The following is a 21,765-nucleotide window of genomic DNA, read 5'->3' as shown; positions in this document are numbered from 1 at the left end:
GTCTGGCGCCTCACCTGTTGTTAGATGCTGTAGTCGAAAACGTCGCCCAGGAAACCGCGTTCACCGAGATAGGTGACGATCCGTTCGGCCAGGATATCGGGGCTGGTATCCGTCGTATCCAGGACAAGTTCCGGGTTTTCAGGCACTTCATAAGGACTGTCGATGCCGGTGAAGTTGGTGATCTCGCCAGCCCGCGCCTTCTTATACAGACCCTTGGCGTCACGCGCTTCGGCGACGTCGAGCGGTGTGGCGACGTGGATCTCGATAAACTCACCCGGTTGCAGCAGGTCGCGCGCCAGCTGGCGTTCGGCGCGGTAAGGCGAGATGAACGATACAAGGGTGATCAGGCCGGCATCGACCATCAGGCGCGACACCTCGGCGACGCGGCGGATGTTCTCGACACGGTCCGCCGGGGCGAAGCCCAGGTCGTTGTTCAGGCCGTGACGGACATTATCACCGTCAAGCAGATAGGTGTGGTGGTTGAGGCTGAGCAGCTTCTTTTCGACCAGGTTGGCAATGGTTGATTTTCCGGCGCCCGACAGGCCGGTAAACCATAACACGACCGCGCGTTGGTTCTTGATGCCGGCGCGCGAGTCCTTGGAAACGTCGAGCGCCTGCCAATGGACATTGGTCGCGCGGCGCAGGCCAAAATCGATCATGCCGGCGCCGAGCGTCAGGTTGGACACCCGGTCGATGACGATGAACGCGCCCATGTCGTGGTTGTCGCCATAGGCGTCGAAGGCGATCGGTTCCTGGGTCTGGATATTAACCACGGCGACTTCGTTGAGCGGCAGGGCCTTGGCCGCCAGTTCATTGAAGGTGTTGACGTCGATCTTGTGCTTGATGCCGGTGACGGTGGCAGAGATCGTACGGGCGCCGACCTTCAGGATATAGGGGCGGCCGGGCAGCAGAGGCACTTCACTCATCCAGATCAGATGGGCCTGGAACTGGTCGGAGACTTCGGGGCGCTGTTCGGCCGGGACCAGAACATCGCCGCGCGAGATATCGATTTCGTCATCCAGTGTCAGGGTCACGGCCTGGCCGGCAATGGCCTGGTCGAGATCGCCGTCATGGGTAACGATGCGCGCCACCTTTGACGCCTTGCCCGAGCGGGCGACGACAATGTCGTCACCCGGGCGGACCGTGCCCGAGGCGAGCGTACCGGCGAAGCCGCGGAAGTTGAGATCCGGACGGTTGACCCACTGGACCTGGAGACGGAAGGGCTGTTGCTGCAGATCCTGGTCGATCTCGACCGTTTCGAGATGCTCGACCAGGGTCGGGCCGTCGTACCACGGCATGTTGTCGCTGCGTTCGAGGACATTGTCGCCGTAGCGCGCCGACAGGGGAATGGCCTGAAGCGTCTGGAAACCGAAACGGCCGGAGAATTCGCGATAATCGGCGACGATCCTGTCGAAAACAGCCTGGCTATGGCCGACCAGATCGATCTTGTTGACTGCCAGGACGACGTGCTTGATGCCGAGCAGCGAGACGATGAAGCTGTGGCGGCGCGTCTGGGTCAATATGCCTTTGCGGGCGTCGATCAGGATGACGGCGAGGTCAGAATTGGAGGCGCCGGTCGCCATGTTGCGGGTATATTGTTCGTGGCCAGGCGTGTCGGCGACAATAAACTTGCGCTTGTCGGTCGTGAAGAAGCGATAGGCGACGTCGATCGTGATGCCCTGTTCGCGCTCGGCCTGGAGGCCATCGACCAGAAGGGCGAGGTCGATGTCCTCACCGACCGTGCCGAACTTCTTGGAATCCTTTTCAATGCCAGCCAATTGGTCTTCGAAAATCAGCTTGGTGTCGTAGAGCAGGCGGCCGATCAGGCTCGACTTGCCATCGTCCACCGATCCGCAGGTCAGGAAGCGCAGGAGGGACTTCTTTTCATGGCTGGCCAGGTACTCGACCAGGGCCTTGGTATCCATGCGGGTATCAACGATTGCGTTCATCAGAAATAGCCCTCGCGCTTTTTCTTCTCCATCGAGCCCTGTTCATCGTGATCGATCAGGCGGCCCGAGCGCTCCGAGGTGCGGGTGGTCAGCATTTCGGCAACGATGTCTTCCAGCGTGTCGGCTTCGGATTCGACGGCGGCGGTCAGTGGATAGCAGCCGAGTGTGCGGAAGCGGACCGATTTCATCTCGGGCTTTTCGCCGGGTAACAGCGGCAGTCGGTCGTCGTCGACCATGATCAGCTGGCCGCCGCGCTTCACGACCGGGCGTTTCTTGGCAAAGTAGAGCGGAACGATGGGGATGTTCTCCATCAGGATATATTGCCAGATGTCGAGCTCGGTCCAGTTGGACAGCGGGAAGACACGGATCGATTCCCCGGGCTTGATGCGAGCGTTGTAGAGGTTCCACAGCTCCGGACGCTGGTTCTTCGGATCCCAGCCGTGGTTCTGCGTTCGAAATGAGAAGATGCGTTCCTTGGCGCGCGACTTTTCCTCGTCGCGGCGCGCGCCGCCGAAAGCGGCGTCGAAGCCGTGCTCGGTCAGGGCCTGTTTCAGGGCATCGGTCTTCATGATGTTGGTATAGACGTTCGAGCCATGGTCGAACGGATTGACATTGTCGCGCAGGCCATCGGGATTGGTGTGCTTGAGCAGGGTGAGGCCAAGGCGCTTTACCGTGTCGTCGCGGAACTGGATCATCTCGCGAAACTTCCACGTCGTGTCGACGTGGAGCAGCGGGAAGGGCGGCTTGGACGGGTAAAAAGCCTTCATCGCCAGGTGCAGCATGACCGATGAGTCCTTGCCGATCGAATACATCATCACCGGGTTTTTGAACTCGGCCGCGACCTCGCGCATGATGAAGATGGACTCGGCTTCGAGACGCCGCAGGTGGGTAAGTTGTTCGGTCGACACGGTATAACCTTGATAGAGCCCTAGGCGGGGCGGTCTTGTGGGTATGTAGGCATCCGGCCGAAAAACGGCAAACGACAAAATCTGAATCTACAGGTGAGGTTGGGTGGTTTAAGAATTTGAACCACGAACCGACACGAACTTCGAGAAACTTCTGATATGGCAGGCTTAATGCCAAGTGCCGATATTTGGAACCGCGAATAAACGCCAATGAACACGAATAGCCTCTCGCCTATTTCCCGAGGTTCGTGTCGTTCGTGCAGTTCGTGGTTAAACCTTCTTCAGGCCGGGGTCGCCGAATGCCACAAAATACGGATTGGCGAAGTCGGCGTCGCTGGCCTGGTCGCGCTTGCCGTATACAAGAGGTTGGCCGCCGAGGGTTTCGACCCGGCCGCCGGCTGCGCGCAGGACCGCGTCGCCCGCCGCCGTGTCCCATTCCATGGTGCGGCCCATGCGCGGATAGATGTCGGCCTCACCGCAGGCCAGCAGGCAGAATTTCAGCGACGAACCGGCCGGTTTGAATTCCGCGACGGTGAAGGCTTTCAGATAGGCGTCGGTCTCGGCTCCGCCATGCGAGCGCGAACCGATGGCTGTGATGGCGGCGGGCGCGGTGCGAACCTCGATAGGCTGTGCCGGTCCGAGCTCTCCATCGGTAACGTCGGCCATATATGAGCCTTCGCCCTGCGAACCCCAGTAGATGCGACCCAGCGCCGGGGCATAGACGGCGCCCGCGGTCGGTGCGCCGTCCTCGATCAGGGCGATGTTGACGGTGAATTCGCCGTTTCTGGAAATGAATTCCTTGGTGCCGTCCAACGGATCGACCAGGAAAAAGGTTCGGGTGGCTGCGGGCACGCGGCCGGCTGCGGCTTCTTCCTCGGCCACGATCGGGATATTGGGCGCCAGCTCGACCAGGCCTTTGAGGATAATGGCCTCGGCGGCCTGGTCGGCTTCGGTGACCGGCGAGGCGTCGCCCTTGGCAGCAACCGCGAAATCGGTGGCGTAGATGCGCAGGATTTCCGCGCCGGCGTCTAACATGATCGGGAGCAAATTCATGCCGTCTCATAGGCGCGCGCCAAGCGGCTTGTAAAGTAGGGAAATCTGTATCTATTGTGACGAAATGAATTCGCTGGAAATACATCGGGTGCTGGCGTCATTTCTGCTCGGCACCTCTCCAGATGAGACTGACGGACTGGTCGTCATGTTGCTACTGCACACCCAACACATTGTGTTCGGACGGACATTAATGGATGATCGGCCAACTGTGACAGAGCTTTGCGCGATCACCCAGCGTCACGCGGCGGAGTCGGTAGCTGATGCCTGGCCGGACCGAGAGGATCGGCAAAGAACATCCCGCTATTATTGGTTTGAAGTTTTCAATTTGAGTACGCCGTACGAAGTGGTCGAGGACATGCCGGAGCTATGGCGGGATCGACTGAATTCAATGAAAGCAAGGCTGGTTTCATATCCTGATGTGGAAAGTCTGGCTGACGAAGACTAGGCTGTGTTCGCAATGCCAAACGCTCTGAGGAGATCGTGATGATGGTTAGACACCTGTTACCTATTTTCGCCCTTGCCCTTCTGGCTGCCTGTAGCCGCCCCGAAAGCAGCGGTTCGACGGCCAAGGTCGATACCACACATCTGTCAGCGGCCGGCGTCCTGGCCAATGCAACACCTGTGGCGGATATTGAAGCCGCCCTGGCACGTGGTGATTTCACCGCCGAACAACTGACTCAAGCTGCACTCGACCGTATCAAGGCCCAAGACGGTACGCTGCATGCCATGATCGTCGTCAATCCGGATGCCCTGGCCCAGGCCAAGGCGATCGACGAAGCGCGCAAGCAGGGCAAAAATCTCGGCCCGCTGATGGGCATTCCCGTACTGATCAAGGACAATGTCGAGACCCTGGACAATATGGCGACGACGGCCGGATCGCTGGCTCTGAAAGACAATATCACCCATCGTGACGCACCCGTCGTGGCGCGGTTGCGCGCCGGCGGGGCGATTATCCTGGGCAAGACCAACCTGTCGGAATGGGCCAATATCCGGTCGACCCATTCGGTCAGCGGGTGGAGCGGCGTCGGCGGGCTGGTCGCCAATGCTCACGACAAGGCGCGCACCGCCTGCGGGTCGTCGAGTGGGTCGGGTGCTGCGGTCGCGGCCAATTATGCCCCCCTGGCGGTCGGCACGGAAACCGATGGTTCGGTCACCTGTCCGTCGTCGATGAACGGTCTGGTCGGCTTGAAGCCGACCGTCGGGCTGGTGTCGCGGACCTATGTCATACCCATCTCGCACAGCCAGGATACGCCGGGGCCGATGGGGCACAGCGTCGCCGACGTCGCCGCTATGCTCAATGTCATGGCGGGCAGTGATCCGCTGGATGGGGCGACCGGTGAGGCCGATGCGCGCAAGGTCGATTATACGACGGGCCTGAGCAAGGACTACCTGAAAGGGGTGCGAGTCGGCGTGTTGCGCGACCAGATCGGTAACGATCCAAAAACGGCGGCTGTATTCGAGGCCGCGTTGAAGACCCTGACCGATGCCGGAGCTGTGCTGGTCGATATCAAGTCGTCGGAGGTCAAGGGACTGGGTGACGCCGAACTGCCGGTATTGCTGGCCGAATTGAAGACGGATCTTAATCTCTATCTGGCCTCGACGCCGGCCACCGTCCAGACGCGGACCCTGGCCGATGTCATCGCTTTCAACAAGGCGCATGCCGCCGAGGAAATGCCCTATTTCCAGCAGGAACTGTTCGAACAGGCCGAGGCGACCAAGGGCCTGGGCGATCCCGCCTATGTGCTCAATTCGGTCAAGGCCAAGACCTCGTCGGCACTTATGCTGGACGGACTGATGAAAACCAACAATGTGGCGGTCCTGGTGGCGCCTACCTACGGTCCGGCCTGGCTGTCGGATCTGATCTACGGCGATCAATATAACGGACCCTCGGCGACCAGCCTGCCGGCGACTTCGGGCTATCCTCACCTGACCGTGCCGATGGGTGACGTCCAGGGGCTGCCGGTGGGCCTGAGCTTTATCGGTCCGAAATGGGGCGAGGCGGGATTGCTCAAGGCCGGCTATGCGTTTGAAGCAGCACGAAAATGAAATTCTAAGGCAAAAAGCAAAGTCAGGACGCCGGGCCGTCCCAAGTCCTGAATTTTCCGTACTGAACCCACTGAAAAGTACACTGAGGCAAGCGTAGCGCCGCCGAAGGACTTTTCAGTGAGATGCCTACATTGTCATGCAGCCGAAGGTTTCCGGTCCGACATAGACAAATTGCATCAGGTCCTGGCTGTCAGCCTCGGCGGCCATGACCAACAGGTCGATATCGTCTGTCGCCGATAACAGATCGATCTCTCCGAACTTGTACATGTCGATGACGCGAGTCAGAAACTCAGTCAGTTCAGTCTGGGCATGATCGTCGAATTCCATGTGGGTCGACGCCTTGACCACACCATCGAGTTTTTGCCGCAAGACGAAGGGCGTTACGCTGCCGGCGTCCAGCGCCTTGAACAACAGCCGGAAATAGTCGCGGCGGGCAACTTCGTCGTGCATATCGAGGGTACGGGCCATGACGGCAACTCCTGAACAACCGGCCTTTTCGCCGATAATGACAGTTTCAGGCCGCACTTCGGCATAAACTGGGCGAAGTTGTGAGTATTGCAGGGCATTTGCGCCGGGCGTTTATAAGGGTAACGTCAAGGTCAAGATAACGCTGCAGCCTCAGCATTCGACGACATTGACCGCCAGGCCGCCCAGGCTGGTTTCCTTGTACTTCACCCGCATGTCCTCGCCGGTCTGGCGCATGGTCTCGATGACTGCATCGAGGCTGACTATGTGATGGCCGTCGCCGTTCAGCGCCAGGTAGGTGGCGTTGATCGCCTTGATGGCGCCCATTGTGTTGCGTTCGATGCACGGCACCTGGACCAGGCCACCTATCGGATCGCAGGTCAGGCCGAGATTGTGCTCCATGCCGATTTCAGCGGCATTCTCGATCTGGCCAGGCGTACCGCCCAGCGCGGCGCACAGGCCCGCCGCCGCCATGGAACAGGCGACGCCGACCTCGCCCTGGCAGCCCATTTCGGCGGCCGAGATCGAGGCATTGGTCTTGTAAAGAAAGCCTATAGCCGTGGCGGTCATCAGCAGGGTGCGCGTGCCCTCTTTCGTCGCATTGGGGACGAAGGTTTCATAATATTTGATGACGGCTGGCAAAACGCCGGCGGCGCCGTTGGTCGGCGCTGTAACGACGCGACCGCCGGCGGCGTTTTCCTCATTGACGGCCAGGGCATACAGGCTGACCCATTCGAAGATCTGCGATGGGTCTATGCGGGGGCCTCTGCCCTGGAGTTTGTCGACCATGGCCTTGGCGCGGCGCCGGACATTCAGCCCGCCGGGCAGGATGCCGTCCTGGCGCATGCCGCGCTCGATACTGGCCATCATGGCAGACCGGACGGCGTCGAGGAATTCGCAGGTCTCGGCGCGCGGGCGAAAGGCGTCTTCGTTACGGAAGATGACCTCCGCAATCGTCAGGTCTTCGCGGGCGCAGATGGCGAGCAATTCGACGCCGGAGGCATAGGCGTAGGGCAGGGCGATATTACCCGACTTAGGCGTAACGCCGTCGCCCTCGATGGCGCCGCCGCCGATCGAGAAATAGGTCGCGGCTTCGATGGCGCCGTCGGCGAAGAAGGCTTCGAACTGCAGGCCGTTGGAATGCTCGGGCAGGAACTCACCCATGCGGAACGCCAGATCGGCACCGGGATCGAACGAGATATCGTGCAGACCGGCAAAACGGAGGCGTTTGCGGGCGTGGATATCGGCGACCAGGGGCGAGATGGCTTCAGGTTCGATGCGGTCGGGCAGCCAACCACTGAGGCCGACCAGTATGGCGGTGTCAGTGGCATGGCCCTTGCCCGTCAGGGCCAGGGAACCATAGAGGCGGCAGACCACGCGGACAGGCGCTGGGCGGTCAGCCAGCTTTTCAGCAAAGTGATGGGCGGCGCGCATCGGCCCAACCGTGTGCGAGCTGGACGGGCCAACGCCGATGGTGAACAGGTCAGTGACGCTGAGGGCGGGTTTCATGAGATGCTTTTATGGTCGCAGTATTGACGAAAAAGTGGCGGCCACTTTTCTAAATAGGCCTATAGCTGTCATGCACCCGCCGTCAGGTCAAGTTAGTTTCAATAGTTACTTGTGAACGGCGCTCCACATATAGCCGGGCAGGGTGATGTCGGCTGTGACCGGCAGGTTGTCGGAGGCTTCGCCCGCCATGACGTGATAGGTACCGGGCGCGATCACCCAGCTGTCGGAAGCTTCGTCGTAGCGTGCCAGGAGGCGCGGATCGACCGTCAGGTCGACAATGCGACTTTCGCCGGGTTTCAGGTCGACCTTGGCGAAGGCGCCCAGACGCTTGGGGGCTTCCCAGCCGGCGGTGACGTCGGCGCCGATATAGATTTGGGTGGCAGTGGCCCCGTCGCGCTTGCCGGTATTGGTCACGGTTGCGCTGACCTTCAGGCTCGAACCGTCGAGGCGCGGGCGGACGTCGGAAACAGCGAAGGAGGTGTAGCTGAGGCCGTGGCCAAAGGCGAACAGAGGCTTGAAGCCCTTGACGTCGTACCACTTGTAGCCGATGGCAGCGCCCTCGTCATAGGTGATGGCGACGGGAATGCCGTCAGGTCTGCCGAAGCCCGGGATCTCGGCATGGGCCAGCTGGGCGTTTGAGGCCGGGAAGCTGATCGGCAGGTGGCCCGACGGATTGACCTTGCCCGTCAGGATATTGGTGATGGCTTCACCGCCGCGGATGCCGGGATAGAAGGCCTCGAGCACGGCAGGAACCTTGTCCAGCCATGGCATCAGTATGGCGCCGCCCGATTCGACGACGACAATGGTCTTCGGGTTGGCCTTGGCGACCGCGGCGGCCAGGGCGTCCTGATTGCCCTGCAGTTCCAGATGGCCGTCGAAGCCTTCGCCCAGCCATTGTGTGACGAAAACGATGGCAACGTCGCTCTTTTTGGCCAGGGCGACGGCTTGCGCGATCTTTTCACCAGAGGCGTAGGAAACCTTGGCCTGGGGCAGGGCAGCCTGCATCGCCTTGAGCGGCGAGGACGACATATAGACGACCGGGCCCGGCCAGGTCGTCGGCGCGATGCCGGTGACAGCACTGCCGCCGATGGGGGTGACGCCCGACGATCCGCCGCCGGCCATGACACCCTTGTCGGCGTGGCCGCCGATCATGGCAACCGACTTGACGCCGGTCAGCGGCAGGAGATTGCCCTGGTTCTTCAACAGGACCAGGGAATGTTCGGCGGCGTTTTGCGACACCGCGGCATCGGCTGTGAAGTCGATCGGGCCAACCTTGGCAGGGTCATCGACCACGCCCTTGGCGAACAGCGGCCACAGGATACGCTCAGCCATGTCGTCGATGCGCGACATGGCGATATTGCCGTTTTCAATTTCGGGCTTGAGGTTCTTGGCGGCGAAGAAGGCGCCGTGATGGCCGCAGCACGGATAACCGGTAAACTGGTCGAGGCCGTTATTGGCTGACTTGGCGGCAGAATGGACGGCCCCCCAGTCGGACATGACATAGCCCTTGAATCCCCAGTCGCCTTTCAAGACCTGATTGTTGAGATAGTCGTTCTCGCAGGCCCAATCGTGATTGACCAGGTTATAGGAACACATGACCGAGCCCGGATTGGCGGTGTCGTAGATCAGCTCGAAGGCCAGCAGGTCAGACTGGCGCATGGCGGCCTTGGTGATGGTGACGTCGACCGTGGTGCGCTGGCTTTCCTGATCATTGACCGCCCAATGCTTCATGGTCGAGACCATATGGCGAGACTGGATGCCGTTGATCAGGCCGCCGGTCATGGCGCCGGTCAGGACCGGGTCTTCGCCGGTATATTCGAAATTGCGGCCGTTACGCGGTTCGCGAGCCAGGTTGCCGCCGCCGGCCAGGAAGGTATTGAAGCCCGAGGCGCGGGCCTCATTGGCGATCATGACCCCGCCGTCAAAGGTGATCTTTGGATCGAATGAGGCAGCCGTGGCCAGGGACGAGGGCAGGGCGGTGCGCTCCATATTGGCGACGCGAACGCCGATCGAGGCGTCGGTCTGCCATTGACCGGGGATGCCCAGACGGGGAATGCCCGGGATGTAGCCGGCGGAACCGGCAATATGGTTGGCCTTGACGTCGGCCTTGATGGCCGGCGGCACGATATCGTCCGGTTCCTTCATCAACTGGTCAGGGTCGGTATAGCCCATGACCATCAGGAGCTTTTCATCGAGCGTCATGGCGGCGACGGCGGCCTGGGCGCGCTGTTCCGGCGTCTTGCTGCTGTCCATCCACGGCTGGCTGGCGCCTTGGGCCAGGGCAGGCGTGGACACGAAGGCCATCAGGGCCGCTAGTCTGAGCGCTTTTGACATGATTCTCCCGCTTTTTTGGCGCTTTTGGAAGCGCTTTCAACGGGAGTTTAGAATAGTTTTGGTGCCGGCGCTACGAAAAACCGGTCAGATTTTCAAACTTGAAAACTCGTCGATGGCACAGATGATGTGGTACAGCGTGCTGGCCGGTGCGGGCTCGATTTCGAAGGTGCCGTCGGTTTTCATGCGGTCGCGATACAAGCCTTCGATTTCCGTGCTGAGGTAGAGTTTAAGGCCGGCAGCGGCAGCGATGGCGCGGTCGATGGCGGCTTCGCGATCGGTGGCCGTTTCAGCAGCGTCGGTCAGCTTGACATAGGCTTTCATGCGCTCGGTCTGCGGCCACAGGCGGGCCTTGGCGTCCTTGGGCGTGAAGTCGTCCCACAGTTCATTGAAGGTAACGCCACGCACAGGATCGGTGCCGTCATTCTCGGCAATCTCGATCAGGCGTTTGGCGGCGGTGACATAGGTCGCCTTGCCGGTCAGCTTCGCCCAGCGCAGGAACAGCCAGGCCCATTCGAACTGGTGGCCGGGCTCGACGATGCGGCCCATCTCGCCCTCCATGGGGTTCCAGTCGCCGTCGAAATATTCTCTCAAGGAACCGGTCACCGGGTGGAGGAATTTTTCGACGCACAGGTCGGCAACCATGGCGGCAATATCGCGCCATTTGGAGTCCCCGCCGGCCTCGATCCAGGCCAGGCAGGCTTCGAACATGTGCATGTGCGGATTGGTCTTCAGCGGCAGGGTGCGCGGATTGGCTTCTTCGAAGCCGCGAACCGGGTGCGAATAGTCGCGGACGATGGTGTCGCGGATGGCCACAGCCGCGGCTTCCAGGACCGGGTCCTTGCGCACCGTATAGGCCGAGGCGTAGGCCAGCATGGCAAAGGCGTGGTCGTAGAAATCGAATTCGCCGCGAACGACGGAACCATCCGGCGCCAGCACGGCGTACAGCATGTCGGTGTCGGGGTTTTTCGCCGGGCCGGACAGCCAGGCCAGGCCGTGATCGATCGGGGCGTCGGTTTCCCCCGTGTAGCCCATGGTCCCGGCCAGGGCGTAGGAAAAGACCTGACGCGCCGCGACGCGGGTGCGGCGGTCGATGTCATACGGCGTGCCGTCGAGATTGATCTTTTCAAAGAAGCCGCCCTTTGCCAGGTCCCCGCCGATATCCCACCACAGGGGCAGGGCGTGGTCGAACAACCACTGGCGCAGGGTGGATTGGGACTGGGTCAGGCGGTCGGCGATATCGGACATGAGGCTCTTCTGGGCTGGCGATAATCTGGGAGGAACGCGTTCGTAGCAGGCGCACTATAAATTTGCAGTTGGGCGTAAAGGCATGTTGCAGTGCACCCTACTGTGTCTTTATAAGATTGCAACGTACGCGCCATGGATAAATTGCCGGTTTCGGCTTTAGCAAGGCATCGTTCAGGATAGATTTTCAGGAATTTTTTCATGCCCATCAATATCTTGCCGGTCATCATGTCGGGCGGTTCCGGCACGCGCCTGTGGCCCTTGTCGACGCCGACCGCGCCCAAGCAGTTTCACGCCATCGCGACGGCCAATACGATGATCCAGGAAACGGCGCTGCGGCTGATCGGCGACAACTATCTCAATCCGGTGGCGATCTGCGGCCAGGGCCATTTCGACCTTGTGACGGCGCAATTGGAACAGATCGGCAAGGCACCCCAGGCGGTGATTCTGGAACCGTTCGGGCGCAATACGGCGGCTGTGGCGGCCATGGCGGCGCTGAGCGGGCTGGAACTGGCGCCCGAGGCCCTGATCCTGATGGTGCCGGCCGATCATGTCATCAGCAAGCCTGCCGATTTTCACGCCACCATCGTGGCGGCGTCCGAAACGGCGCAGTCGCGGATCGTTACCTTCGGCATTACGCCCGGCCACCCTGAGACAGGCTTTGGCTATATCGCGCGTGGGGCGGAACTGTCGGACGGGATCTACGAGATCGAAAAGTTCCTCGAAAAGCCGGACCTGGCGACGGCGACGCAGTATGTCGAAGGCGGGCGGCATGTGTGGAACGCCGGCATCTTCCTGTTCTCGCCGCAGGTGATGCTGGAAGAACTGGAAATCCATGCGCCCGAGGTCCTGGCGGCGTGCCGCAAGGCCTATGACGCAGCGGAACGCGACGGCGTGGCGGTCAGGCTGGAGGCCGTCAGCTTCGGCGAAGTGCCGTCGATCAGCGTCGACTATGCGGTGATGGAACAGACCAAACGTTCGGCGGTCGTGCCGTGCGACATCGGCTGGGCGGACGTCGGCGGCTTTGCCGAACTATGGCGGCTGGGTGACAAGGATGATCGCTCCAACCATATCAAGGGCGACGCCATCCTGATCGAGGCGGAGAACTGCCTGATCCGCAATGATGCCGGCCCCGTGGTGGCGGTCATCGGCCTGTCGGACATCATGGTGATTTCGACGCCCAGCGGTATCCTGGTGGCACCGCTGGCGCGTGCCCAGGATGTCAAGAAAGCGGCCGAAGCGGCCAAGGCACTTCTGAAGCAAGGTTGACGCCGGGCGAGGCTTGTCACCGTCCGCAACCGGTTGCATAGTTGTGCGACTCATCCGGGGACGTCACGTGGCAGCAGGTAAACCGACCATCGACGATGTGGCCGCTCGGTCGGGTGTGGCGCGCGCTACGGTTTCGCGCGTGCTGAACGGCGGGGTCAATGTCAGCCCCGAGGTCCGTAGCCGCGTCATGGCGGCCATCGAGGACCTCGACTACCACGTCAATATGCAGGCACGGGCGCTGGCCGGCGGCAAGGCGCAATTGCTGGGGCTGGTCTATGCGTCCGATCCCGAAGCCGAGCCCAATTCCTTTTACCATTCCGGTCTGGAGCTGGGCGCCCTGCGCGCCTGCGCCGAGGCCGGGATGCAACTGATGCTGCACGCCGTGCGGCAGAACAGCGGTGATCCGGCGGCTGATATCCTGACGCGGCTGGATGCCCAGGCCTGTGTCGGGCTGATTCTTACCCCGCCCTTTTCCGACGATGTCGAACTGGTCCACCGGCTTATGGAGCGTAACCTGCCCGTTGTCTGTATCGCGCCTGGCCCGGCGGCGCGCCACATCGCCTCCGGAGTCGGGATGGACGAGGCCCAGGCCGGTTTCGACCTGACACGGTATCTGCTGGACCTGGGCCACCGCCGTTTCGGCTTTATCAAGGGTATTGCCGGCCACCTGTCGGCTGAGGAACGCTATTGCGGCTTCACACGCGCCTTGGTGGAGGCCGATATCGATCTCGCCGGCGTCGTTTGCGAACGCGGAAATTTCACCTTTCGGTCGGGTGTCGAGCAGGCGGTGACCATACTTGCGAGGCCACGGGGTGAATGGCCGAGCGCGCTGATCTGCGCCAATGACGACATGGCGGTCGGGGCCCTGTTCACGGCCAACCGGCTGGGCCTGAGCGTACCGGGCGATCTGTCCCTGGCCGGGTTCGACGACACGCCGCTGTCGGAAATCATCTGGCCGCCGCTGACGACCGTGCATCAGCCGCTGAAGGTAATGGGATGTCGCGCCGTCGAACGCATTGTCGCCGATCTTAAAGCCATGCGACAGGGCGTGAGTCCGGCGCGGGCCAGGTTCGAGCCGGTACCGCATCGCGTGGTCGTGCGCGAATCGGCGGCAAGGCTTGTCGACTGACGGCGGGAAAGAGGCGTGCCCGACAGTTCATCTTCATGATATTGCTGATGTTTTTTACCGGGTGCAGAAAATTACGCACCAGGTGACCCCTTTTCCGTCCTGAATTCGCCTTACCTGTCAGAGCCGCGGATGTGCGCGACTAGCCAGTTTTCGAACAGAACAGGGACTTGAACGTCATGACATCTTTTTTCCGCGACAATTCGACCCAGACCGGTGACGCCAGCGGCGCCATCTATACCGGCACGAATCCCGACAGCAGCCACTATTTCTACGGCAATGCCTATAATGATGACGGCAGCTATGTGCCCTTCGATCATATCAACACCATCACCTACTATATGGGGTTGGGCAATGACAACCTGTATATCGGCGGTTTGGCAGCGGCCGAGGCCGGCAATAGCCTGTATGTCAACGGCGGCGGCGGTTCCGATACGCTGACAGCTGATTTCGGCGCCATGACGACCGGCTTCACCCTGACCGATAACAGCCTGACGACCGGTAATGTCTCGGCTGTTAATTTCGAGGTCTACAGCCTCACACTGGGTAGCGGCAACGATACCGTCACCCTGACGGGCGCGACAGGTGACAGCATAGCCCTGGGCGGCGGCAATGACAACGTGTCGGTCACAAATGCTGTCGGCTACCAGGTCTTCAACGGCGGTAGCGGGTTCAATACCTTAAGTGTCAATAACGGTGTGCAGTCCGTCGGGGTGGGCAGCAATATTTATACGTCTGGCAGCGGCGCCGGTGCTTATTTCTATGGCAATTTCTACAACGACACCAGCCGCACCGACTTCGACCTTATGCACCAGCTGACCTACACCATGGGATCTGGCAATGACAATCTATACCTGAACGGCAATGGCCTGGTGGCGCCTGCCAATACAGTCACGATCGAAGCGGGCGCCGGTTTCGACGGGCTAACTGCCGATCTGCATGTGCTGACGACCGATATCGTTCTGAGCGACCATTCGCTGGTGACCAGCCGCGTTTCGCTGACCGGATTCGATGTCTACAATCTCGATTTCGGTAGCGGCAATGACAGTGTCAGCCGGACGGGGGCTACGAATGACGTCCTGCGGCTGGGCGCCGGCAATGACACGGTTACGATAGACGAGGCCGCCGGTTATCAAACTGTCTACGGTTCCACAGGCTTTGACGTTCTGAGCCTCGACAATTCGGCCCAAGTCGCTGGTGTGGGCAACAATATCTACAGCTCCGGCGGCTATTTTTACGGCAATTTCTATAATGACAGCAGCCGCACCGACTTCGATCAATTCGAATCACTGACCTATAAGGGCGGCAGCGGCGACGACAGCCTGTATCTGGATGGCAATTCCCTGGCGGTGGCTGCCAATTCAGTTTCCGCGGATGTCGGCGCCGGGCATGACACGCTGAACACCAGCCTGGCCGTCATCACCACCAATATCACGCTTAACGGCGCGTCCTTGACGACTGACCGCGTGGCATTGACCGGCTTCGAGGTCTATAATGTCACCTTCGGCAGCGGCCATGACAGCGTCACGGTGAGTCATGCGACGGACGATCAGTTTCGCATGGCCGACGGCGACGACACGGTCAGCATCACCGACGCCCTTGGCTACCAAACGGTCGACGGCGGCAATGGCCGGGATACACTTACGGTCAATAATGGCGGCCAGCTCAATGGCGTCGGCAACAATATCTATTCGTCCGGCGGCTATTTCTACGGCAATATTTACAATACCACCAGCCGCACCGATTTCGACCATATCGAGCGGCTGACCGTCATGATGGGCGATGGCGCCGATTCCGTCGGCGTCGACGGTACTTCGCTGGCCTCGTCGAACACCCTGCTGTCGGTTGACGCCGCGGGCGGTAACGATACGCTGACGGCCAACCTGGCCGTCGTCACCAGCAATATTACGCTGGATGCCACGGCGCTTGCGACGACGCGGCTGAGTCTGGCCCATTTCGAAACCTTCAATGTGACCTTCGGTAGTGGCAATGACACCGTGACCGTGACGGGAGCCGCCAATGACCAGCTGCGTATGGCCAATGGCAATGACCTGGTGACGATCGTCGGCGCCACGGGGTATCAGACGGTGGACGGCGGCAACGGCCTGGACAGGCTGACCCTCAACAATGCGGCTTTGACCGTCGGTGTCGCCAGCAATCTGTACAGCAGTGGCGGGTATTTCTATGGCAACCTGTATAACGATTCCAACAGGACGGATCTCGACCATATCGAAGTGATCAACTACGCCGCCGGCACAGGCAATGACACGGTAAATGTCGACGGGACTTCGCTGGGCACCACAGGCAAGCTGCAACTCAATGGCGGAGCCGGCAGCGATACACTGAACCTCAATCTGAGCGGAGCCGGGTTCCAGAGCCTGACCTTCCTGGCCGGCGGCGTGCTGCTGGTCGGCGCCAGCCGGTTTACCTCGTTCGAGACGCTCAATCTCACCCTGAGCAATGCCGGCAGTGCGGTGCTGATGACGGCGGGCAATGACAGCTTTACCGGCGGCAGCGGTAACGACGTCATTGATGGCGGTGCCGGCAACGATACGCTGAACGGGGCGGCCGGCTTCGATATTGCCTCCTACGCCTCGGCAGGTGCGGCCGTGACGGTCAGCCTGGCGCTCCAGGGCGCCGGTCAGAACACCATCAATGCCGGCTCCGACACACTGAGCAATTTCGAAGGCCTGCTGGGTTCGGCCTATAATGACAGCCTTAGCGGCGACAATAATGCCAATAGCCTGGATGGGGCGGTTGGCAACGACACGCTGAGCGGCGGCCTGGGCGACGACAGTTACTATATCGACGTCCTCGCCGATCTGGTGGTCGAGGCGGCGAATGCGGGCAATGATACGGTCTTTACCGCCCTGACCTATACTCTGGGCGCCAATGTCGAGAACCTGACCTTGACAGGGACCGCCGATGTCAACGGCACCGGCAATGCCCTCAACAACGTTCTGACCGGCAACAGCGGAGTTAACGTCCTCGCTGGTGGCGCGGGCAATGATACCTTTTATGTCGGCGCCGGCGATACGGTCAGTGAACTGAACGGCCAGGGTACCGACGTCGTCAATGCTTCGGTCAGTTTCGATATCGGCACGCAATATATCGAAGTCGTCAGCCTGACCGGGACCGCAGATACCACGGCTACGGGCTCCAGCACCGGTCGTGCGGAAACCTTGAATGGCAACAGCGGCAACAATACGCTGGACGGCAAGAGTGGTGCCGATACCATGGCCGGCGGTGCGGGTAATGACACCTACACGGTCGACAATGCCGGTGACCTGGTGAGTGAAGGTGTCGGGGCGGGTACGGACCTTGTCCAGGCCTATGTCAGCCATGTCATGACCGCCGATGTCGAAAACCTTATCCTCATGGGTACAGGCAGCATCAACGGCACGGGCAACGCCCTGGGCAATATGATCACCGGCAATGCCGGCAACAACAAGTTGTCGGGCCTCGACGGCAATGACCGGCTGGACGGCGGTGCAGGCAGCGATACCCTGACCGGTGGGCTGGGCGACGACACCTTCCTGGTCGACCGTACGGCGGACAGCGTAGTGGAGGCAAGCGGCGAGGGGACAGATACCGTCCTGGCCTCGGTCAGCTATGCGCTGGGGGCTGCGTCCTTCGTCGAAATCCTGACCCTGACCGGGACCGGCAATATCAATGGCACGGGCAACGGGTTCGATAACACGATCAACGGCACGATCGGCACCAATGTGCTGGATGGCGGGGCTGGCGCCGACACTATGGCGGGTGGCGCGGGCAATGATACCTATGTCGTCGACAACGCGGCCGATGTCATCGTGGAGAACAGCACCGGCGGCAAGGATGCGGTCAATGCCTCGGTCAGCTATACGATCGCCGCCTCGGTCTATATCGAAATCCTGAACCTGACGGGGGTGGCCAATATCAACGGCATCGGCAACGGCATCGCCACTATCATCAATGGCAATGATGGCGCCAATATCCTGGACGGCAAGGGCGGCGCCGACACCATGACCGGCGGGCTGGGCGACGACACCTACTATATCGATAATGCCGGCGACCGAGTCTACGAAGTCAGCACAGGCGGCGCTGACACGGTGCGCTCATCGGTCACTTACAATGCTGCCGGCCAGTATATCGAAACCATCATCCTGACCGGTACGGCGTTGATCGATGGCACGGGCCAGGGCCTCGACAACCAGATCTACGGTAATACGGCGGCCAATACGCTGAACGGCAGTTCCGGCAACGACCTGCTGAATGGCGGCAAGGGCAATGACATCCTGATCGGCGGCGCCGGGGCGGACACCTTCGTCTTCAGTACGGCCAGCGGCCTCGATACGATCAACGACTTCAAGGCCAGCCAGAACGACCGGATCGACATCAATGCCTATACCCATGGAGTCGTCAATGGCGGCGGCGTTGTCATTTCGCAGAACGGCGCCGATACCGTGATCGATTTAGGCGGCGGCAATGTCGTTACCGTGCTGGCAACCACGGCCAGCGATCCGGCTTTCCTCAGCCACATAACGTGGTAAAATTATACTAGATTCGATTGCCCGTTTTCACGGAACGCCGTCTGCATTGCAGGCGGCGTTTTGTTTTTTGACGCACGGAACGGTCTATGCGGTTAAACTGTACGTCCTCCGGATACTGAAAATCTCCCGAAAGGCGAATATTATCAATAGGGTAAAGCGAAATTTACCCTAAGGGCAAGATGCAAGACCCGTACCGAAAAATAATTGTTTCAGGATTTCAAGGCGCAAGGCGGAAATATGGCCGTTTTCTAAAAAGATTGACAAAATTGGCTTCCACAAGTCCAGCGACGCGGTGTAAAGTGCGGACGGCGAGACCTGGGGCGAGGTCTGGGGCATAGTGTAATAATACCGTAGTGTAAGTTTTTTAATCCCACATTTTCACACAGGGTGACTCCCATGCGCGTGCGTTTTGGTTTCGATATCGACGAGACCGGCAGTGTCTCTGGTCTCAGCTTGGCAGGTAAGACAGCCCCGTCTGCTTTGTCCGCCCCCATCAACCCCATCAATGGACTGGTCATGGCCGGTGAGCTTGCCGCAAGTGCGGCCGCTCCACGCCCGGTGCCGGTTTCCAATGCTCTGTCACACACGCCAGGCAGCGTGTCGGGTGCCGCGACGTTCAATGCACCGTCGGCCCCGGCCTATTCCGGCGGCATACTCAGCTCGATCGGCACCCTGGGCGACCCAGGGTCGATCTCGGGCGGCGGCGCCCGCACCATGGCGCATAGCGGCGGGGGTGACGGGATCAACGACTCGTCGGGCCCGGGCCTGACGGCGCGGATCTCGCAGACGCTTGTCTCCGGCCACTATGACTTCAGCGGTGTCCAGGACACCGATGCCGTCCTGATCGGTTCCAAATGGACGATCACCAACATGACGTTCAGCTTTCCGACCAGCGGCAGCTTCTATCAGACGCCCTATTACGACTCGGGCTACCTGACCAACCACGTCGATTTCAACGCGGCGCAACAGACGGCGGTGCGTTACGCACTGGGTTTGGTTGCCGGCTACACCAACCTGACCTTTACCGAAATCACCGAAACCAACGCCAATCACGGCAATCTGCGCTATTCGCAGACGACGGACTCGTCGCTGCCGTCCGCCGAAGGTAATTTCCCGGGTAGCGATACGTGGGATGGTGATATCTGGTTCGGTATGACCGGGCAGCCCTTCTACCTGACGCCCAATATCGGCAACTGGGGCCAGGCGACGATCATGCACGAGACCGGCCACGCGCTCGGACTGAAGCATGGTCATTCGGACTACACCAATGTCGACCTGACGGTCGGCGGCTATATTGACGGCCCGGGCCCGCGTTATGGTTCGCGCGCCCTGACGGCGTCGCATGACGGCCAGGCCTGGTCGCTGATGACCTATCGCTCCGATCCGGGCAACTCGATCCAGTTCGAAGGCGACCAGTTCAACCAGCCGCAGACCTATATGATGGAGGACATTGCCGCCCTGCAGTATCTGTACGGCGCCAATTTCAACTCCAACAGCGGCAACAGCGTCTACACCTTTAGTGCCACGACCGGCGAAATGTTCATCAACGGCGTGAGCCAGGGTGACCCGGACGGCAACAAGATCTTCCGCACCATCTGGGACGGCAACGGGATCGATACCTATGATCTCAGCAATTTCAGCGGCAACCAGAGCATCGACCTGCGTCCAGGCAACTGGACGACCTTCAATACGGCGCAGTTGGCCAATAACCGCGCCTATTCGGGCGGCACCAACCTGGCGCCGGGCAATATTGCCAACGCCCTGCAGTATAACGGCGATGCGCGGTCGCTGATCGAAAACGCCATCGGCGGCTCGGGCGCCGATCAGATGTACGGCAACGCGGCCAACAATACTCTGACCGGCGGCGGCGGCAACGACTATCTGTACGGCATCGCCGGCAACGACACCAACTGGGGTGGCGCCGGCAACGATACGCTCGACGAATCCCTGGGTTCCGACGGCGGCAATGACTACCAGTATGGTGAAGCCGGCGATGACGCCATCTATGGCGGCTTCGGCAACGACTATCTCGACGGCGGCACTGGGAATGACAGTGTCACCGGCAATGATGGTAATGACACACTTAACGGCGGTACCGGTAACGACACCATGACCGGTGGCGCCGGTGATGACCTGTACTATGTCGACAGCACGTTGGATTCGGTTACCGAGGCGGCAAGCGCTGGCACTGACTGGGTCTACTCGTCGATCACCTATACGCTGCTGGCCAATTTCGAAAATCTGTACCTGCTGAGCGGCGCGATCAACGGGACCGGCAACAGCCTCAACAATCTTGTCTATGGCAGCACCAGTAACAATGTCATCGACATGCGCAGCGGCGGTACCGACACGGTCTATGCCGGTTCGGGCAGCGACACGGTCTATTCGTCGGGCTTCGGCTCCTATTACGGCGAAAACGGCAATGACCTCATGTACGCGGCGCCCGGCACGCCCGAGGTTATGGACGGTGGCACGGGTACCGATACGCTCGACACGACATCGTGGAGCGGCAACTATACGATCGACCTGAACACCGGCGTCACCAACTACAGCGGCGAATCCTACGTCAATTTCGAAAATGTGACGACGGGGGCCGGAAACGACTCGATCACCGGCACGGCGGGCAACAATATTATCAATACCGGCGACGGCAATGATACGGTCGATGCGGGTGGCTTCAGCAGCAATCCCGGCGATACGGTCGACGGCGGCGATGGCAATGACGAACTGCATTCGTCGGGCCGTGGCGTCTATACCGGTGGACTGGGCAATGACACCATCTTTGCCGGGATTGGCGCGACCGAAACCCTGGATGGTGGTGCAGGTCTCGACTGGCTGAATACGACGACCTACAGCGGCAACTATGTCGTCAACCTGACGACGGGCGTGACCAACTTCTCGCCGGAATCCTTTGTCAATTTCGAAAACCTGACGTCTGGCGCCGGTAATGACAGCCTGACCGGGACCAGCGGCAACAACACGATCAATGGCGGCGCCGGCAACGACACGATCGACAGCCTGGGTGGCAACGATGTGGTCAATGGCGAAGGTGGTAATGATACGATTATCGACACCCAAGGCATGGGTGCGTCTGATGACGATGTCTATGACGGTGGCGCCGGCATTGACACCTTGGTGCATGACCTGAATTGGGTTTCCAGCGTCACCTTCGACCTTGCCGCTGGATTTGCGACATTCGGGGGCAATCGCGATCAGTTGATCAGTATCGAAAACCTGGTGATCGGCGGATCCGCGTCCGTAGTGGGTTCAAGCGTCGCCAATTCGATCATTGTCAACGGAACCGGTGCTAACGCCATCAATGCTGGTGCGGGCAA

Annotated in this window: 13 protein-coding genes; 6 read left to right on the top strand and 7 right to left on the bottom strand. The window is 60.5% G+C overall.

What is annotated here, in order from left to right; all coding sequences use genetic code 11:
• Nucleotides 1–20 precede the first annotated feature (20 nt).
• The 3 genes from cysN to cysQ all read right to left on the bottom strand — a co-directional run bounded on the left by cysN (nt 21) and on the right by cysQ (nt 3,907).
• Nucleotides 21–1,949 (bottom strand): sulfate adenylyltransferase subunit CysN, encoded by a 1,929-nt coding sequence (gene cysN / locus AC1DXO_RS24930; protein WP_476980922.1) that lies wholly within the window; start codon nt 1,947–1,949, stop codon nt 21–23.
• The gene (gene cysD, locus AC1DXO_RS24925) at nt 1,949–2,857 is read right to left on the bottom strand and encodes a sulfate adenylyltransferase subunit CysD (protein ID WP_476980921.1); all 909 of its coding nucleotides are present in this window, start codon (nt 2,855–2,857) and stop codon (nt 1,949–1,951) included. Before cysD ends, cysN begins: the two co-directional genes overlap by 1 nt.
• Before the next feature lie 267 nt (nt 2,858–3,124).
• On the bottom strand, nt 3,125–3,907 hold the full coding sequence (cysQ, locus tag AC1DXO_RS24920; RefSeq protein WP_476980920.1) for a 3'(2'),5'-bisphosphate nucleotidase CysQ: 783 nt from the start codon (nt 3,905–3,907) through the stop codon (nt 3,125–3,127).
• 64 nt (nt 3,908–3,971) lie between these two features.
• Between cysQ and AC1DXO_RS24915 the strand changes: the two genes are divergently transcribed.
• On the top strand, nt 3,972–4,352 hold the full coding sequence (locus tag AC1DXO_RS24915; protein ID WP_476980919.1) for a hypothetical protein: 381 nt from the start codon (nt 3,972–3,974) through the stop codon (nt 4,350–4,352).
• A gap of 38 nt (nt 4,353–4,390) precedes the next feature.
• Entirely contained in the window at nt 4,391–5,953 is a 1,563-nt protein-coding gene (locus AC1DXO_RS24910; RefSeq protein ID WP_476980918.1) for an amidase, read from the top strand.
• A 126-nt stretch (nt 5,954–6,079) separates the two neighbouring features.
• Here the strand turns inward: AC1DXO_RS24910 and AC1DXO_RS24905 are convergent, their stop codons facing one another.
• The 4 genes from AC1DXO_RS24905 to AC1DXO_RS24890 all read right to left on the bottom strand — a co-directional run bounded on the left by AC1DXO_RS24905 (nt 6,080) and on the right by AC1DXO_RS24890 (nt 11,506).
• Complete coding sequence (locus AC1DXO_RS24905; RefSeq protein WP_476980917.1) at nt 6,080–6,421, bottom strand: hypothetical protein; 342 nt, start codon at nt 6,419–6,421, stop codon at nt 6,080–6,082.
• A gap of 150 nt (nt 6,422–6,571) precedes the next feature.
• Nucleotides 6,572–7,927: an L-serine ammonia-lyase gene (locus tag AC1DXO_RS24900; protein ID WP_476980916.1), complete on the bottom strand. Its 1,356-nt coding sequence runs from the start codon at nt 7,925–7,927 to the stop codon at nt 6,572–6,574.
• Between the two features lie 105 nt (nt 7,928–8,032).
• Nucleotides 8,033–10,261 carry a glycoside hydrolase family 3 C-terminal domain-containing protein gene (locus AC1DXO_RS24895; protein ID WP_476980915.1) on the bottom strand — a complete coding sequence of 743 codons (2,229 nt, stop codon included), beginning with the start codon at nt 10,259–10,261 and terminating at the stop codon, nt 8,033–8,035.
• An 84-nt stretch (nt 10,262–10,345) separates the two neighbouring features.
• Nucleotides 10,346–11,506 carry an AGE family epimerase/isomerase gene (locus AC1DXO_RS24890; RefSeq protein ID WP_476980914.1) on the bottom strand — a complete coding sequence of 387 codons (1,161 nt, stop codon included), beginning with the start codon at nt 11,504–11,506 and terminating at the stop codon, nt 10,346–10,348.
• Nucleotides 11,507–11,704: 198 nt separating this feature from the next.
• Here AC1DXO_RS24890 and AC1DXO_RS24885 point away from each other — a divergent pair, with 198 nt between their 5' ends.
• The 4 genes from AC1DXO_RS24885 to AC1DXO_RS24870 form a co-directional block, all read left to right on the top strand.
• Nucleotides 11,705–12,772 carry a mannose-1-phosphate guanylyltransferase/mannose-6-phosphate isomerase gene (locus AC1DXO_RS24885; RefSeq protein ID WP_476980913.1) on the top strand — a complete coding sequence of 356 codons (1,068 nt, stop codon included), beginning with the start codon at nt 11,705–11,707 and terminating at the stop codon, nt 12,770–12,772.
• Between the two features lie 67 nt (nt 12,773–12,839).
• Nucleotides 12,840–13,901 carry a LacI family DNA-binding transcriptional regulator gene (locus AC1DXO_RS24880; RefSeq protein WP_476980912.1) on the top strand — a complete coding sequence of 354 codons (1,062 nt, stop codon included), beginning with the start codon at nt 12,840–12,842 and terminating at the stop codon, nt 13,899–13,901.
• A 176-nt stretch (nt 13,902–14,077) separates the two neighbouring features.
• Complete coding sequence (locus tag AC1DXO_RS24875; protein WP_476980911.1) at nt 14,078–18,430, top strand: beta strand repeat-containing protein; 4,353 nt, start codon at nt 14,078–14,080, stop codon at nt 18,428–18,430.
• Nucleotides 18,431–18,826: 396 nt separating this feature from the next.
• A partial coding sequence (locus AC1DXO_RS24870; protein WP_476980910.1) for a M10 family metallopeptidase C-terminal domain-containing protein occupies nt 18,827–21,765 on the top strand: 2,939 nt, incomplete at its 3' end.

The organism is Asticcacaulis sp. P2_C5, assembly GCF_056404555.1.
Note: the sequence above shows the minus strand (reverse complement) of the source record. Positions and strands in the feature narration are given on the sequence as shown.